We start from the raw sequence: 14858 nt of genomic DNA, 5'->3' as shown, positions 1-14858 counted from the left end.
TTATTTCCAGCTGCATAAAACCGCGGCGGTGCAAATCACATTGTTGCAGTTCGTCCATTAACAGCGGCAGCATAGCGGCAAATTGTGTGCTTTGGGCTTCGTTAAGTTGCAGATAATATTCCAGGCCAGGGGAAGACACTGCAGGCGTGGCGTATTCAACCCCCACTTTTTGGCCACGAAGATCCGAAAGCTCCGACATCCAGGCATTGTGGGTGTCACCTGCCAGTACAATCAGCTTTTTATTCAGCGCTTTGACCATAGCATACAGTTGCTCGCGCTCTGCCGGGTAACCGTCCCAGGCGTCTAAGTTGTAGGGCAACTGCGGTTGTTGTAACCGTGCCAGTTCTGCCGGAGTCAAAGTTGGATCGTTTTGTTGTTGGCGTGTTTTTAATTTTGCAAAATCAGCCATTTGCGTCAGCAGTGCCGGGCCCGGGTTGGCAAGGCCGGTAATAAGCTCTGCCGGTAATGTCATTTTGGCCATCAACACTTGTTGCCCCAGCAGCTGCCACTTAGTGTCGGCGCTCAGCATTTCAGCTTGTAGCCACTGCAATTGGCTGGCGCCAAGCAAAGCGCGACCCGGCGCCAATAAGTCCTGTGAAAATCTGTTGGCGTCAAAACCGGCCGCACTGATGTAGTTGGCGTAATCCAGCGGCTGACTGCGCGCTTCAAGGCGGGTGTCCAGCATATAAATACTGAGTAAATCACCAAAACGGAAATGGCGGTACAAAGCTTTACCGGCGTCAACCTGCGGTCTTATTGGCATCCATTCAAAATAAGCCTGCAACGCCGCCAGTTTACGGGCCTGGTAATTGCCTTCATTCGCCTGGTGATTTTCGGCACCACTCAGCCAGGCGTCGTTACACACTTCGTGGTCATCCCATACCAGCAAAAATGCATGTTGTTGATGGGCTTTTTGCAGCGCCATATCGGTACGGTAGTGGGCATAACGGCGGCGATAGTCGGTTAAGCTGATAATTTCGTTATTGTTATCGGCCGCTAAAGTGCGCCCCATTTTAACAGCGTCTTCACCGGCATAACCATCAGTGGCATATTCGTAAATGTAATCGCCCAGATGCAACACGGCGTCCAGTTCTTTACGGGCAGCAAGCTCTTGATAAACATGGAAATAACCAGCAGGGTAGTTGCTGCAACTGACGACAGCCAGCTGAAGTTTTTCCGGGCTGCCAGATGGCAGGGTTTTAGTGTGGCCAGTGGCCGAGCGGCTTTGCCGGTCGGCAAAGCGGTAATAATAACTTTTGCCCGGCATCAGCCCTGTAACATCCACTTTGCAACAATAATCGGCTTGTTGGCGGGCTTCTACCCTGATACGTTGCACATCTTCGGTAAAGTCGCTGTTGCTGGCAAGCTCCAGTAACAACGCCACACTACTGACCGGCTCGGCAGGGGTGGCGCGGGTCCACAGAATCACTCTGTCCTGCAGCGGGTCGCCACTGGCAACACCATGGTCAAAACGGATTTGGGTGGCATTTTTTGGCAGGCTGTCATTGCTGCCAAGACAGCCGCTGACGGTAGTCAGCCAGGCTGAGCCTGTTAATAAAGCGGACATTTTCAAAAAATCACGGCGGTTCAGCTGGGTCATGTTATTGCTCTTATAGGTATGGTTTCAGGCCAGCAGCAACTGATGGTTACTTCTGCGATGTTTTTGCCGGCGGCTATCAGCAATAAAACGGGGTTTTATCGGCAATATTGCAGTATTTGGTGGGTAAAAGTGTTGAATATGCAACAAATCCAAAGCCGCAACCGGCGTTCAGAACTTAAGGCAAAAATGTGAAATTTAAATGTCGGAATTGTGATATTTGCTTGCTTTTTTTATGACGACTGGTGCGGAAGCCGGTTTTCATTTTCTTGCACTTTCTTTGCTGGATAATTTGACAGGCATTTGGTTAAAACGAAGATAAAACTAAGGTTCTTGTCGGATCTGGGCAGACTGGGCGGTTTGAGCGAATGTAATGACCCGATTTGGTGCGGGATAAAGCTGTCAACAATAGCAGTTACCACAATTTAATCTTCTGGCAATATTAAGCTTCTTTGTTGGTTATATATCACTTCACTATCGAAATGGAACAACTGCTGCCGGGCGTGGTGGCGTTATGGTGTTGTGCTCTGCGGCACACGGGAATTTTTATATGCAAATGATGATGGGATGGGCGGGCTTACTTTGTGTCAGCGCTTTGTTATTGAAGGCGCTGACAGCGCAGCATTTGCTATTTTACAGCCTGCTGGCATTGGTTGTGAGTGTGATGTGGTTATTGATGTATCAACAAATGGCACCGGTGGCAAAGGTGGCTGTGCTGTCGCAGAGTGTTGTTTTTGGCGCTCAACTGATCTTAAGTGCCATTTTGTTTGTTGCTACTCAGTACTTTGGGTTACAACCTGCACTGAGAGTTAGCCTGTTTATCCTGAGCAATCTGGCTTTTCTGCTGGTTTTTTTGTGGTATTGCCAACAGCAAAATAACAACGCCGGGTGCTGAGTTTTGTTTTTGCCGTAAAGCGCCACAACTAAAACCAACAATAGGGAACTGCAAAACCCGTGTGCAATAAAGAGCGCCAAAGGCACAAATGGCCGAAGATACTGGTTGCCGATGGCTGGTGACAGCCTGGGTTGGCGCAGGGCTTTTTTCAATAAAGTTGCTTTATTCATCCGCTCATTACATCAAAATCAGCAAAAAAGCCTGAGAGGTTAAGCCAGACCGCAGCTGATTTTGTGGTAAATCGAGTGAAGCAAAGGGTCATACATTGTTTCTTGCCTGATTTTATCCGTTCCGTGGAAGTTAAAACCTGACCCCGTCGATATTTGCCCCCGCATGCACCTCGCAGTTTTGCCGCTGTTCTTATTGCAGATTTAACAAGTGCCTTAAGGTGCATGTCAGGTCTTTTCCTTGCTTCTGTTTTTTTAGCTGGGTAGTATGTTATTTTTTGTTAATAATTTGGTTGAAATGATTAAAATATTCCAGATCGTATCACTTTCTGCATTGTGTTCTTTATTGTTGTCTGGTTGTGCTGCAACAAAAAATGAAGATGGTTTAACATACGCAGAAGCATATCAGGCATACAACAACACAAAAGCAACGGATCCACAGCTGGCGCAGAATCATCTGCTAAAGGCTATTCAGTCTAAAGATATTCCGAACGATACTTACCATTTGTTTGTAGAGCAACACGCCTGGAATATTGCTAATGGGGTTTATGGTGATTATGACCAACCAGGTTTTAAATATTGGGTGAATACCATAGGTTCAGGCGCAGGTACAGCCTTGCAGTATCATCTCCGTGGTGTTGAAGCCATTACAAGTGCTTACCACAAGAATCCACAGGAAATATCAACATACCATCAAGAAATAACCACATTCTGCGATAAGAGTTTTAATGTGCCAACCCAGCCAATTGCCGGCGGAAATGTTGGACTTATAGTAATGAAATCAAAAGACTGCATCTCAAAGAATCTAATTAAAAGCAGCGCTGCAAGAACACTCTATATCAAGTTCTTGCAGAATTTCGACAAGCGTGACAATAGTGCAACTAAAGCGATCGGGATGTCTCTGTATGAAACCCCTCCGACGAAATACAATAAACTTGATATTGCACAGAAAAAATCACTGTTGGATGCAAAAATTCAAATTTTAAATTTCTCTATTGCTGGGGCAGCACCAAATCCAAAACATAGTGGAACACGCGTTGGCTGGGATAATTTGAAACAGGTGATGAAGTTTGTCGATAGTAAAAACGACAAAGACTGGGAAACAATATCGCAACTGAATAATGATTTTAATCGTCTAGATGTGAGTCCGTCGGATAAAGATTTTTTTAATTATTTTGTTTTAAAGGCAGCATATCTTAATAATCGTATTAAACAAGGGGAAGAGGCCGCGTTGCGGTTGCTAAAATCTGATAATTTCTCTGTCGAGGAAAAGTATTATATTCAGATACTGCGCTTATCTATTTACTCCGAAAATAAGCGTTACCTTGATGGTTTGGCTTTAGTCGACCAGTTAATTAATGAACAATCGGATAAGTCCGCGCAGCGGACTTTGTGACGGGTTGTGTTTCTTATTTCAGTTTTAAACCGACAGCTGAATCCGTGCGTGCCGCGCTGCTGCATTTTTATCAGCAAAGCGACATCATACACAAAGCGTTACCTGAAGCGCGTATTACTTTAGTTACGCGCTTTTATGTAAAGTATCCGCTATGCTCAGTGCCTGATTTTGCCAAATACTGAGAATATTGGCGCTGCGTTGTGGCGAATGATGTAGAATGCCGCGCTTGTAGCCGCCCGTGCCTTACCACCATCCCTGAGAATTCCAATGAAAAAAACCTTCGCTTTAACCGACGCTAAACTGCAACCTGCCCGTTTGGCAGATTTGATTAAGTTTGAAATTAAAAAATATCTGGCCAGAGAACGCCGTAAGCCGCTGCCAGCAGGTATGGATTATTGGACTTTTGATTGTCGGTTTGGCGCTGCAGTGGATACGGCAGAAAAAATCTTTACCTCTGAAATTAATAAACATATTGATGCTGCTTTTGAACAGCAGCTGCCGGCTGTTTATGTGGAGATTCTGGCCAGAGCCTGTAAACATCAGCCACGCGACAACCATAACGACGCTGAATAAGCTGCATTACACGCCAGATACCCTGCCGCAGTTTATAAAAGCTGCGTCGCATTTTTACTTTGTCGCCATAGCCTTAGCTGCTTTTTTCGGCGGCAAAGTAACAGCCTGATGCAGACAAACAAAAACAATGCTCCGCAGCGCGGCCAAAATGCTGTATATTTCGCCCCCAACTTTTTGACTGTAGCAATTCTACAGAGGATTTTTTATGCAATTTTCATCTTTAGATTTAGCGCCGGATTTACAGCGTGCTCTGATAGAGTGTGGCTACAGCGAAATGACCCCGGTACAGGCCCAGGCCATAGTGCCGGCGCGTCGTGGTAAAGATTTACAGGTGACAGCGCAAACCGGCACCGGCAAAACCGCCGCTTTTGCCATTCCGCTGTTACAACGCATGTTAGATGCACCCAAAGCCACAGCGGAAAAACGGCCACGCGCGCTTATTTTAACGCCAACCCGCGAACTGGCTGAACAAATTGCCGAAGCTATCGGCGCTTATGCCAAATATTTGCCACTGAGCGTTACCGCTTTATACGGTGGCGTAAAAATGGGTGGCCAGGCCAATAAACTAAGCAAGGGTGTTGATATAGTGATCAGCACACCGGGCCGTTTGTTAGAGCATATGTCGCTTGGCAATGTGATTTTAAGCGACGCCGAATTTGTGGTGCTGGATGAAGCCGACCGGATGCTGGATATGGGTTTTAGCGCCGATGTGCTGAAACTGATTCAAATGACAGCCAGCAAACGCCAGACTTTGTTGTTTTCTGCAACGACGTCGCCTGCGGTCAACGAGTTATCACATAAAATTCTGCATAACCATCAGCAAATTAAAGTGGCGAAGGTCAACAGCACCGCCGACACAGTGCACCATGTGGTGTATGCGGTGGAAGAAAGCCGCAAAATTGAATTATTTGAGCAGCTGCTCAACGAGCAAAACTGGTTTCAGGTGCTGGTGTTTACCAGTACCAAAGAGCAGGCCGACCGTTTATTGGCTGGCTTGCAACAACGCAAAATTAACGCCGCTGTTTGCCACGGTGATAAAAGCCAGGGCGCGCGCCGCCGTGCCATCGCCGATTTTAAATCGGCCAAGTTACAGGTGCTGATAGCCACTGAAGTAGCTGCCCGTGGTTTAGATATTCAAGGCCTTGATTACGTAGTGAATTTTAACCTGCCGTATTTGCCGGAAGATTATGTACACCGCATTGGTCGTACCGGTCGTGCTGGTGCTGCTGGTCAGGCACTGTCTTTTGTCAGCCGCGAAGAAGAACTGACGTTAGAACGTATTCAAAAACTGATTGGCAGCAAAATTCAACGTATTATCAAACCAGGTTTTGAAGTCAGCAACCGCGAGTCTTTATTAAAAAGCATCTCACGCAAAGTAGTTTCAGGCCGCTCGAATAAAAAGTCTGAAACTATTATTGATCAAGCTGCTGCCGGTAACGCCCAACCTAAAGGCAAACCACGCCGCGCTAAGGTTGTGAAGGGTTAATATCGCCTTTTAACTTTTAGTGTTTTTGTGAAGAGCCAGGTTATGCCTGGCTTTTTTTATGGCTGATGGCAGCCGAATTACAAACCTGAAGCACGCTGCGGTGATTTACAAAGCCGGTTGGTTGCGTTAATAAACCTTATTCGGTTTTAGTCTGGTGATAACTAAAAAAGGCCGCACAAAATTGAGTTATAGATTGTTTCTGGTTTTTCCGGTACAAGTCGCAACGCGTGGTAAATCACTTCAATTTAGTCGGATTAAAAGGTGCATATGGAAAGTCATCAGTTCCTTGCAAGACCCACAAAAGAAGACATCCGGGAACTACCAAAGTTTGACGGATTACCTTTAGAAAAAATTCGCCTGGTTGAATCGGCTGCAGATGTCATTTTTGCACAAGAGGAAATACTAAAATCAACCTATGTAGGTTTTGACACTGAGAGTAAACCAAATTTTGTAGCCAACCAGCCAAGCACAGGCCCACATGTTTTGCAGGTATCAACGGAAAATCATGCTTTTTTGTTTATGCCACATCATAAGGCAGGCAACAACTTGCTTATCGAAATTATTCAATCGGAAACATTATTTAAAGTAGGCTTCGGATTAAAATCTGACAGAGGACCTATATTGAATAAATTGGGTGCCAGGTTACGCTCCGGTATTGAATTGTCAGGCCTAGTCAGGCGGCTTGGTTACCAACAAAAAGTAGGGCTGCAAACTGCTGTGGCTGTTGTGCTTGGGCAATACCTGGCAAAATCAAAAAAAACGACCTTGTCCAATTGGTCTGCCTTTCCATTATCAGCATCGCAAAAGCTCTATGCTGCAAATGATGCTTATGCCAGTCTGTGTGTATATAAGCAATTAAGCAGGGTTGCACCACATTTAATGGGATAATGTGCAGGATGATAGGCAATGAGGGTCACATCTTGTTTCGCTTTCGCTTCTTTAGGTAAATCATTCCAATGCTTATTCTGATAACTTTTGTTGATTGTGTTGTTTGATAAGGAATATCTATGCTGCAAGGCTTAAACCATATCACTATTGCTGTGAGTGATTTAGACAGATCGCTGAAGTTTTACACTGAGTTTGTTGGCATGAAAGCTGTGGTGCGTTGGGATGCGGGCGCTTATTTAACGCTGGGTGATATTTGGTTTTGTTTGTCCAGCGATCAGGTGGCGCCGGCGCAGGATTATTCGCATATTGCCTTTGATATTACCGTGCAGGATTTTGCTGTATTTACTAAAAAACTCAAAGATGCCGGTATTGTTGAATGGAAACAAAACTCCAGTGAAGGCAACTCGGTATATTTCTTAGACCCGGACGGTCACAAACTGGAAGCTCATTGTGGCAATTTACAAAGCAGGTTAAGTGCATTAAAAACTAAGCCTTATGCAGGTTTAGTCTGGTTGTAACTAAAATATTTGTTATGAGCGGTAAATAGCAGCTCTTTTATCCATTCCCTTATCCAAAACCACAGCAATGCTGGCTCTACTTATGGGATCAGCCAAAACTTCAGGCCTTGTTGTTGTAAAAAAGCTTCAGCGCCAGCGCCTTGCAACAGTGCTGTGGTGGCCAATAAACCGGCCATCACACAGCTTGGGGCTGATACTGTGACAGAGCGGGGCGCATTGGGCACTGGCCAGCCGGTTTTGGGGTTGAGGATATGGCTATAACGTATGCCGTCTTTTTGTAAAAAACGTCTGGCGTCGCCGCTGGTGGCCAGCGCGCCAGCAGTGAGCGCCACTAACATAGCGGGTTCATCCGGTTTGCCCGGATGTTCAATGCCAATACGCCATGGCTTGTCGGATGTTTTGGGCCGCACGGCCAGCATATCTCCGCCGAAATTCACCACCATTGCCGGAGCTGCTGATGTGCCTTGTGATGTTGTGTTTGGTGCTGTCGTGGCTGCGGCCAAAAGCTGCGCCACTTTATCCACCGCATACTCTTTGGCAATACCACCTAAATCGAGCTCCATGCCCTGGGGTAACCAAAGTTGCAGTTGAGCCTTGTGCTGGCTGGTTGCTGCTGTATGGTTGGTCTCAGGCTGTTCCTGCTCCAGCTGCTGAAAACCCAGCTTGTCAAAACCGATCAGGGGCAATAAAGCCGCCACTGCTTCGGCATCGGGGATATGGTCAGAACCATCAAAATGCCAGACTTTTCTAAGCACGCCTGAGGTGATATCAAATAAACCATCTGACAGCTGATAACAGGTGCGGGCAAACTCCAGCAGCGCAGCTGTTTCGTCATCGAGCTGTTGCCAGCAATTAAATGTTTGATTAATTCGGCTTAATACCGAGTCACTGCGGTAGCGGCTGTATTTTTGTTCAATACGCCAGGCTTCCAGAGCGGCCATTGTGGTGAGTTGTTCGGCCTGGGTTTTAGTCACACCCTCCAGCAGAATTTCACAAGGGCTTGCCATCGCTTTAAAGCTGCCAAGCCAGCCGTAACTGGTGGCTTGCAGTTCAATTTTTGCAGTTTTATTTACAGCAATTGTGCTCATTTATCTGCTCATTCTGGGACTTTATACTGATGCTGACATATAGCTGCCGGAATAAAAAGAAGGCGGATGTTGTGACCACCCGCCTTCTTCACAAAATGTCAGCAAACTGACAGCTTAAAACGAATAACTCACCTGTAACATCACGGCTTTAACATCACCAAACAGCTCCAGGTTTTTCAGCGCGTCCGGCAACTCGACACCAGGGTTATTTGGGTTTTGCTGATAATATTCCAGCCGCACCGCAAAATCATGGCCGCCATCCAGCACTGTGCCCACTTTTGCGCCAACAGTGTAAGCGTCCATCTGGCCAATACGGTAGTCGGCGCTGGCAAATGCCGGCAGTGGCATACCCTCACTTAAAAATGGCTGATAAAACTCTGCTTCATCCTGAGTGTAATAACGGGCGTGTGGTTCGATATACCAGTTGCCAGCCAGCGGAAAACGCCAACGCGCGTCAGCCGTGTGCGAATTCAGGCTCCAGTCGTCCCACATATAACGGTAAGATAAATCCAGATAGCTACCGCTTAAATGCCATTTATTCTGCCAATACAAACTTTGTTTGGTGCGGGCATCCGGCCTTTGTTCGTACAGGTTTTGTTGGGTGATGCCATTGTTATTCACCACACTCAACACTTTAAAAGGGTCCGACAAATAACCATCGGCTTTGGCAATAGAATAATTCAACTGCATCAACCAGTTGGGGTTAATAATTTGTGTGACGCCAAACAGCAGCTCAGCCGTGGTTTTAGTGTCACTGTCGGTGCGGCGACTGCCGTCAAAAGCCTGCTGATAAGCGTTTTCACTGGCAAAATTGTTGCGAAACAGCATCGGCGTAAAAGCCGAAGGTATGCCGCCTTCAGGGTTAATGCTGTCGTGGCTGAATGCAGTGCCAACCGACAGCGTGGTGTTTTTGTGGTTAAAATCGCGGGCGATATTGCCGTTGATGCCCAAAGATAAATAGTCATATTCTTTGGAAAAATGGCCGCCAACAGTGCCACGGTAATTGCTGCTTAACGGCTGCTCCCAGCTGGCATCCAGCTGCACCCGTGTGTCGTGGAAGGTGTCATCTAAAGGGGTGGCACCTGCTGCTGTGGTGTAACTGCCTGCACCTGATGGCCGGGTAAAAGTCTGAGCATCGGGCTGAGCCACAGCGCCAGTTGCCGAAGCGCCGGTCAGGGTATCCAGCACCAGATTTAAGTTTAGAAATTTATCATCCCCAAAATCACCACGGGCACTTAAAATGGCTTCGGCCGCTTTGACTCTGTCGGTTTCGCCGTAATACAGCAAAGCTGAGTTAAATTGCCAGCCTTCAATCAAGGCGTCCGTTTTACTGCTGTCGGCTGCTACAGCGTTGCCAGACAATAAAGTGCAGGTGGCAGCGGCTAAAGCCGCGCTGATACTGCCGGTTTTGCTTAATTGCATCCACAACCTCCGCCTGCAAAACTACGGCCGCCGCTGGAACCTTCTTTACTGAAATAAATATGATCGTCTAAAGCGTTGTCGAGGCCGGCTGAATTGAGCTGCATTTCTTTTTTTGCCAGGGTGCCGCGTTGCCAGGGTTTTACATTGTCGAGGCTGGCGCAGGCCGCCAATTGCGACAGCGCCAATGCTGTAATCAAGATTTTGATTTTATTATTTATTTTTATGCTCATTTTGTGTCCTCTTGCAATAATTGCTGAATTTCGCGTTCGTAATCAGTGGTTTTGCTGTCAAAAAAACCGGCATGGCTAAAACGGATTTGGCCTTTGCGATCCAGAAAAATACTGGTGGGCATGCCTTGCAGCTGATATTGCGAGGCCAGTTCGCCTTTGGGGTCAAACAACAGCCTGAATTGCGCCGGGTATTTTTTCAGGAATAACTCAGCATCAGCACGCTCTTCATCTTCGTTAATGGCCAGGATCACCAGCCCTGCAGCGCCATATTTCTGCTGCATTTGATTCAACCAGGGGAAAGATTGCCGGCAAGGCCCACACCAGGAGGCCCAAAAATCCAGCAATACCACTTTGCCGGATAATTGCTGCAACGGGATCTGCGGTGTTATCTGCGCAGGCGGCTCCTGACTAAAGGCGGGAAAAACACTTAAAAACAACAGGCTGTACAACAGTTTCATGCAGGCTCCTTGTAGCTGATAACAGGAGCTTAGGCGGGCAAACTTAAGGCAATCTTAAGGAAAACAGTTTGATGCGGATAACTGAGCAGGCAACGGATGGTGCCGGCAGCAAAAAGTGTTGTTGTGGCGCTGCACTGCAGTTGCTGACAGCAGCTGTTCTTCAGTGGCAGTCTGCTGAACCAGTCAGACTGCCCCCTGAAACTGCAATGGTGTTGGTTGTATTCTGTTATGGGGTGGCAGTGACGTCCTGAATAGTGACAGTGCCACGCAAACGGCGTTCTGTTGGCTCCAGTAATTTCACCACTTTGTTGGCCTGTTCGGCGCGGGCAAAATCCAGCAGCGGTTGACCATTACACACCACTTTAGTAACTGCAGCTTTGCGGCTGATGTGGTGTTCTTTTAACGTATGCAGCAGGCCAAGCCGGTCATCGTCAGCAGTATTTTGACAAATTTTTGCCACGGTGCTGTTGATATCGCTGGTGCTGACTGAGGCCTGAGCCGGCAGATTAACCACAACGCTCAACAACAGACTGGTTACAAATAAGGTAGTTTTCATCATCAAGATCCTTTTAGGTTTCAGGGATGGTGCTGCTTGAGGTTAAGCAGTGCCATAACGCTATTCTGCTGTGGCAGGCGGTTAAAAACCGACTTGATGTGGCTAGCGGGTGGCACTTTGGGGCGAAGTGATAACAGGTAGAAAAGTAGGGACAAAACCGGCAATAAAGCCAAATAAAAAGGGCTTAATTTTGTTAAGCCCTCAGGGAAATACCTTGTATTGCCGGCTGTTTTAGTTGTTTTCCAGCAAGTCACCTGTGTCGACCGGGCCTGCGGCTACTTCCTGCGTTTTGGCGCCTGAGTGCCGGCGATAATTGCGGAAGCTGGCCGGTAAACCTTCTACTTTCAGATCTGTGCCTGTGCGCAGTTCATAATGCAAGTGTGGGTTATTGGAGCTGCCTGAGTTGCCCATTTTGGCCAGCGCCTGACCGCTGCTGACTTTGTCGCCGGTTTTTACCTGCAAGCTGCCTTGTTGCAGGTGACCCAGCAGACTAAATTCGCCGTTGCCATGGTCAATCACCAGATAGTTGCCATAAAAGTGCATCGGGTTGCTGGTTAATTTTTCCGGCCGGAAAAAACTTTCGCCACCCCGGATATTGTCCGGCTCCAGATCTACCGCTGCCACTATCACACCGTCACCCGTAGCGTAAACCGGCTGACCCCAGGCGTACCAGTCTTCGTTTTTAGCGCCTTTGCCACTGAAAAATTCAAAGTCCTGATTGGTGCTGTTTAAATCCAGGCTATACCGCATAAAGTTTTGCGTCAGCCCAAGCTCTTTGGCGGCGGGATGTTCGGTATTTAATCTGCGGTGGTGGGCGTAATAATCATGGCCATCATGCACTATCATTTTGCCTTTCAGCGGCAGCGATAAGGCGGTTTTGCCCTGATAAACCCGGGGTTCGATACTGATGCTGGCTTTGGTATCCGGCGCTTCGTTAACAATGCTCAGGCTAAAATCAAACTGCAGCCGGTGTAATTCAATATCTGGCCTGAAACTGTGAAAAGGGTTAAATACCAGAGTGCGGCTACCTGGCGCCATGACCCGGCCTGGCAGGGTTTCAATACTTGGAGCAAAACCATTGCTGTCTATGCTGCGGCGCAACACCAATTTGTTGTTGCTGTCGTAAGCGCTGAGTTCAATGCTGTCGATGCCAATAGTGGTGTCGCCTTGATTTTCCAGTAAAAAATCAAAGTTTAAGGTTTGGCTGCTGTCAGCTGCTTCTATCCAGATTTGTTGCGGCAAGGCGCTGATCTTAACCGGACCTGCCGTTTTGGGGTTTTGTTGTTGCCACAAAACATAAGCATAAAATACCGCTGCAGCAATCACTGCAGCTATAGCGAGACCAAGCAGGGTTTTGCCTGGGGTGAATTTAACAGTTGTCATCACAGTAGGGGTTCAATAACAAAAACATGGCCGGACTTTATCACGGCCTTGTGCTGTAAGTCATAAGCCGCAACTTCTGCTTACAATGTACCGGTTTCACCTTTAGCCAGCTGTTGAGGCTGTTGTTTGTGAACTTACCGGGATATTTATGTTTTTGTTTGCCCTGGAGTTGCCTTGTTCTTTTGACCGCACAAAGTCAGAGGTCTGCTTTATAGTTCGCCTAACTGTTTGCTCCAGTTTTGTTTATAACGCCTGGATGCGTTCACCACTTTGCCGTCGGACAACCTGAACTGATAGTCATTGTTGATGGGTTGCACTTTATGCACATGATGCAAATTCACCAGGGTAGAGCGGTGAATTTGTACTATATGGGGCGGCAGCCGTTGCAGCAGTTCTTTAATGGTTTCGCGGATCACCAGACTTTCACTTAAGGTTTGAATACACATATAGTTACCTGCAGCTTCAATCAGCATAATGTCGATGTCGTCCAGCAATAAAGTGGAAGCGCCGGTGCGAAATGACAATTTATGGTTGGTGTTGGCTGGCAACTCAGGTTGTTTGTCCAGCGCAGTGCGGGCGTCCAATAAACACTGCGCCAGGCGCTGGCGCGAAACCGGTTTGAGCAAATAATCAAAAGCAAAATGTTCAAAAGCAGAAAAAGCATATTGTTCATAAGCCGTGACCAATATCAGCAAAGGTGCTGCCATTGCTGACTCTTTATTCAGTTGTTTCAGAATATCTATACCTTTTAAACCCGGCATCTGAATATCCAGAAACACTAAATCTACCTGGTTCTGATGCTGTTGCAGGTATTGCAGCGTGTCGTCGCCGTTGTCAAAACAAGCCAGAATATTCAGATTAGGGTAATTGGCCAGTTTGGCTTTCAGATTGCTGATGGCCAAAGGCTCATCGTCGGCAATCACCAGATTAATGGTCGACATATAAAGACTCCAGAGGTAAACAGAGTTCACTGTAAAAAGCGCCGCCCGATAACTGCAACTGCAGCTTTGCTTTGGCGCCAAACATTAAATCCAGCCGTTCTGCTAACTGACTCAGGCTGGCGGGCCAGACTGCAGTTTCAGTTGTAGGTGCTGTGATAGCAGGCACGCGGCACAAGGTAATTTTCAGTTCTTTGTCGTCACAACTGAACGAAATATCCAGTTGTACCTCACCTGAAATTTCCGCCACTGTGTATAACACGGCATTTTCAGCCAGAGGTTGTAATAACAAAGGCGGAATTTGTAATTTGGGCAAGGTTTGCAGTTGCCAGTTCAGCACCAGTCTTTTGCCAAAACGCAGTTGCTGGATGGCCAGATAAGCAGTTAAAGCGTCCAGCTCTTGCGGCAGCGGCACCAGATTGTCGTCTTTGTTTTTGAGTGAATGGCGCAGGAAGGTCGACAAATGCTGGATCAGCTCTTCGGCTTGCAGACCCTGGCGACTGACGATCAGCGAATTCAGCGCATTTAAGGTATTAAACATAAAATGTGGGTTCAGCTGATAACGCAGCACTTTGAGCCGGGCTGCTCTGGCCTGATTTAACAGCGCCTGCTGCGCAATAAACTCACGCTGATACAGCTGATTGGCTTTGATCAACATAAACACAGCTGTCCAGCCAGCCAGCGGTAAAAACACCAGTTGCGGGGTGCCAATCAGTATGTCAAACCAAGACATACTCTTGTCCAGCTCCAGCGCATAAAATTCCAGCAGGCGCTGACGCAACACTAACAGCGCAAAAAACAGTGGTATTAACCAATACAACAGCCGTTTTAACTGTTGTGCCAGGCTATAACTGGCCATTAAATCCCGATGACCAAGCCAGCCTGTTATCAATAAACCCAGGGTTGTGATGACGGTATAACTGACTATAAAGGGCCAGGCGTCGTCCCCCTGCAGCGGCACCAGTATGGCCACATGGGTATATTTCAACAGCAGATATAACAGCCAATACAGCAGGTGAAAATACCAGAATCTGTGTTGGGGTTGGGTTGACCACAAAGAAGTTGTCATCAGATTCAGCCCTGCCATGGCAAACAAATATTTACCTGAAAACCTGTTGGCAGCGCCTTGATCACCAGACTGGCTTTGTCACCAAAATGTTGGTGCAGCCGGTTTCTGATATTGGCAAGACCAACGCCTGAACTGTAGTTGTGGTCCTGGTGCAGACCACAACCAGGGCCATCGTCTGTGACGGCAAGCAGCAG

14 protein-coding genes and 1 pseudogene are annotated in these 14858 nt (G+C 47.3%); 5 read left to right on the top strand and 10 right to left on the bottom strand.

What is annotated here, in order from left to right:
• Positions 1 to 1600, bottom strand: a 1600-nt coding sequence (locus tag RCH83_RS12600; RefSeq protein ID WP_306522612.1) for an alkaline phosphatase, incomplete at its 3' end; no start/stop codon positions are given.
• A 1327-nt stretch (positions 1601 to 2927) separates the two neighbouring features.
• On the opposite strand from RCH83_RS12600, the gene RCH83_RS12595 reads away from it, so the two are divergent.
• The 5 genes from RCH83_RS12595 to fos all read left to right on the top strand — a co-directional run bounded on the left by RCH83_RS12595 (position 2928) and on the right by fos (position 7520).
• Entirely contained in the window at positions 2928 to 4055 is a 1128-nt protein-coding gene (locus tag RCH83_RS12595; protein WP_306522610.1) for a hypothetical protein, read from the top strand.
• Between the two features lie 267 nt (positions 4056 to 4322).
• Positions 4323 to 4628 carry a DUF6172 family protein gene (locus RCH83_RS12590; protein ID WP_306522608.1) on the top strand — a complete coding sequence of 102 codons (306 nt, stop codon included), beginning with the start codon at positions 4323 to 4325 and terminating at the stop codon, positions 4626 to 4628.
• 205 nt (positions 4629 to 4833) lie between these two features.
• Positions 4834 to 6114 carry a DEAD/DEAH box helicase gene (locus RCH83_RS12585; protein WP_306522606.1) on the top strand — a complete coding sequence of 427 codons (1281 nt, stop codon included), beginning with the start codon at positions 4834 to 4836 and terminating at the stop codon, positions 6112 to 6114.
• Between the two features lie 267 nt (positions 6115 to 6381).
• Complete coding sequence (locus RCH83_RS12580; protein WP_306522604.1) at positions 6382 to 7002, top strand: 3'-5' exonuclease; 621 nt, start codon at positions 6382 to 6384, stop codon at positions 7000 to 7002.
• Between the two features lie 119 nt (positions 7003 to 7121).
• The gene (fos, locus tag RCH83_RS12575; RefSeq protein ID WP_306522602.1) at positions 7122 to 7520 is read left to right on the top strand and encodes a fosfomycin resistance glutathione transferase; all 399 of its coding nucleotides are present in this window, start codon (positions 7122 to 7124) and stop codon (positions 7518 to 7520) included.
• A gap of 80 nt (positions 7521 to 7600) precedes the next feature.
• Here fos and RCH83_RS12570 read toward each other — a convergent pair whose 3' ends face one another.
• The 9 genes and pseudogenes from RCH83_RS12570 to RCH83_RS12530 form a co-directional block, all read right to left on the bottom strand.
• Positions 7601 to 8608 (bottom strand): FAD:protein FMN transferase, encoded by a 1008-nt coding sequence (locus RCH83_RS12570; RefSeq protein ID WP_306522600.1) that lies wholly within the window; start codon positions 8606 to 8608, stop codon positions 7601 to 7603.
• Positions 8609 to 8722: 114 nt separating this feature from the next.
• Entirely contained in the window at positions 8723 to 10030 is a 1308-nt protein-coding gene (locus RCH83_RS12565; protein WP_306522598.1) for a DUF3570 domain-containing protein, read from the bottom strand.
• Positions 10021 to 10260 carry a DUF4266 domain-containing protein gene (locus RCH83_RS12560; protein WP_306522596.1) on the bottom strand — a complete coding sequence of 80 codons (240 nt, stop codon included), beginning with the start codon at positions 10258 to 10260 and terminating at the stop codon, positions 10021 to 10023. Before RCH83_RS12560 ends, RCH83_RS12565 begins: the two co-directional genes overlap by 10 nt.
• Complete coding sequence (locus RCH83_RS12555) at positions 10257 to 10718, bottom strand: TlpA disulfide reductase family protein (protein WP_306522594.1); 462 nt, start codon at positions 10716 to 10718, stop codon at positions 10257 to 10259. Before RCH83_RS12555 ends, RCH83_RS12560 begins: the two co-directional genes overlap by 4 nt.
• 226 nt (positions 10719 to 10944) lie before the next feature.
• The gene (locus tag RCH83_RS12550; protein ID WP_306522591.1) at positions 10945 to 11274 is read right to left on the bottom strand and encodes a DUF3718 domain-containing protein; all 330 of its coding nucleotides are present in this window, start codon (positions 11272 to 11274) and stop codon (positions 10945 to 10947) included.
• Between the two features lie 231 nt (positions 11275 to 11505).
• A complete protein-coding gene (locus RCH83_RS12545; RefSeq protein ID WP_306522589.1) occupies positions 11506 to 12657 on the bottom strand; it encodes a M23 family metallopeptidase in 1152 nt (383 codons plus the stop codon).
• A gap of 209 nt (positions 12658 to 12866) precedes the next feature.
• Positions 12867 to 13598: a LytTR family DNA-binding domain-containing protein gene (locus RCH83_RS12540; RefSeq protein WP_306522587.1), complete on the bottom strand. Its 732-nt coding sequence runs from the start codon at positions 13596 to 13598 to the stop codon at positions 12867 to 12869.
• A complete protein-coding gene (locus tag RCH83_RS12535; protein ID WP_306522585.1) occupies positions 13585 to 14664 on the bottom strand; it encodes a sensor histidine kinase in 1080 nt (359 codons plus the stop codon). The genes RCH83_RS12540 and RCH83_RS12535 overlap by 14 nt, the downstream gene beginning before the upstream one ends.
• A gap of 5 nt (positions 14665 to 14669) precedes the next feature.
• A pseudogene (locus RCH83_RS12530) lies at positions 14670 to 14858 on the bottom strand (sensor histidine kinase); the annotation flags it as partial.

The sequence above is a fragment of the Rheinheimera sp. genome, from assembly GCF_030824435.1.
Lineage (GTDB): Bacteria > Pseudomonadota > Gammaproteobacteria > Enterobacterales > Alteromonadaceae > Pararheinheimera.
Note: the sequence above shows the minus strand (reverse complement) of the source record. Positions and strands in the feature narration are given on the sequence as shown.

Bases quoted from the DNA above. Each gene is read 5' to 3' on its own strand.
- RCH83_RS12595 (WP_306522610.1), top strand. From the start codon at position 2,928: ATGTTATTTTTTGTTAATAATTTGGTTGAAATGATTAAAATATTCCAG.
- RCH83_RS12590 (WP_306522608.1), top strand. From the start codon at position 4,323: ATGAAAAAAACCTTCGCTTTAACCGACGCTAAACTGCAACCTGCCCGT.
- RCH83_RS12585 (WP_306522606.1), top strand. From the start codon at position 4,834: ATGCAATTTTCATCTTTAGATTTAGCGCCGGATTTACAGCGTGCTCTG.
- RCH83_RS12580 (WP_306522604.1), top strand. From the start codon at position 6,382: ATGGAAAGTCATCAGTTCCTTGCAAGACCCACAAAAGAAGACATCCGG.
- fos (WP_306522602.1), top strand. From the start codon at position 7,122: ATGCTGCAAGGCTTAAACCATATCACTATTGCTGTGAGTGATTTAGAC.
- RCH83_RS12570 (WP_306522600.1), bottom strand. From the start codon at position 8,608: ATGAGCACAATTGCTGTAAATAAAACTGCAAAAATTGAACTGCAAGCC.
- RCH83_RS12565 (WP_306522598.1), bottom strand. From the start codon at position 10,030: ATGCAATTAAGCAAAACCGGCAGTATCAGCGCGGCTTTAGCCGCTGCC.
- RCH83_RS12560 (WP_306522596.1), bottom strand. From the start codon at position 10,260: ATGAGCATAAAAATAAATAATAAAATCAAAATCTTGATTACAGCATTG.
- RCH83_RS12555 (WP_306522594.1), bottom strand. From the start codon at position 10,718: ATGAAACTGTTGTACAGCCTGTTGTTTTTAAGTGTTTTTCCCGCCTTT.
- RCH83_RS12550 (WP_306522591.1), bottom strand. From the start codon at position 11,274: ATGAAAACTACCTTATTTGTAACCAGTCTGTTGTTGAGCGTTGTGGTT.
- RCH83_RS12545 (WP_306522589.1), bottom strand. From the start codon at position 12,657: ATGACAACTGTTAAATTCACCCCAGGCAAAACCCTGCTTGGTCTCGCT.
- RCH83_RS12540 (WP_306522587.1), bottom strand. From the start codon at position 13,598: ATGTCGACCATTAATCTGGTGATTGCCGACGATGAGCCTTTGGCCATC.
- RCH83_RS12535 (WP_306522585.1), bottom strand. From the start codon at position 14,664: ATGACAACTTCTTTGTGGTCAACCCAACCCCAACACAGATTCTGGTAT.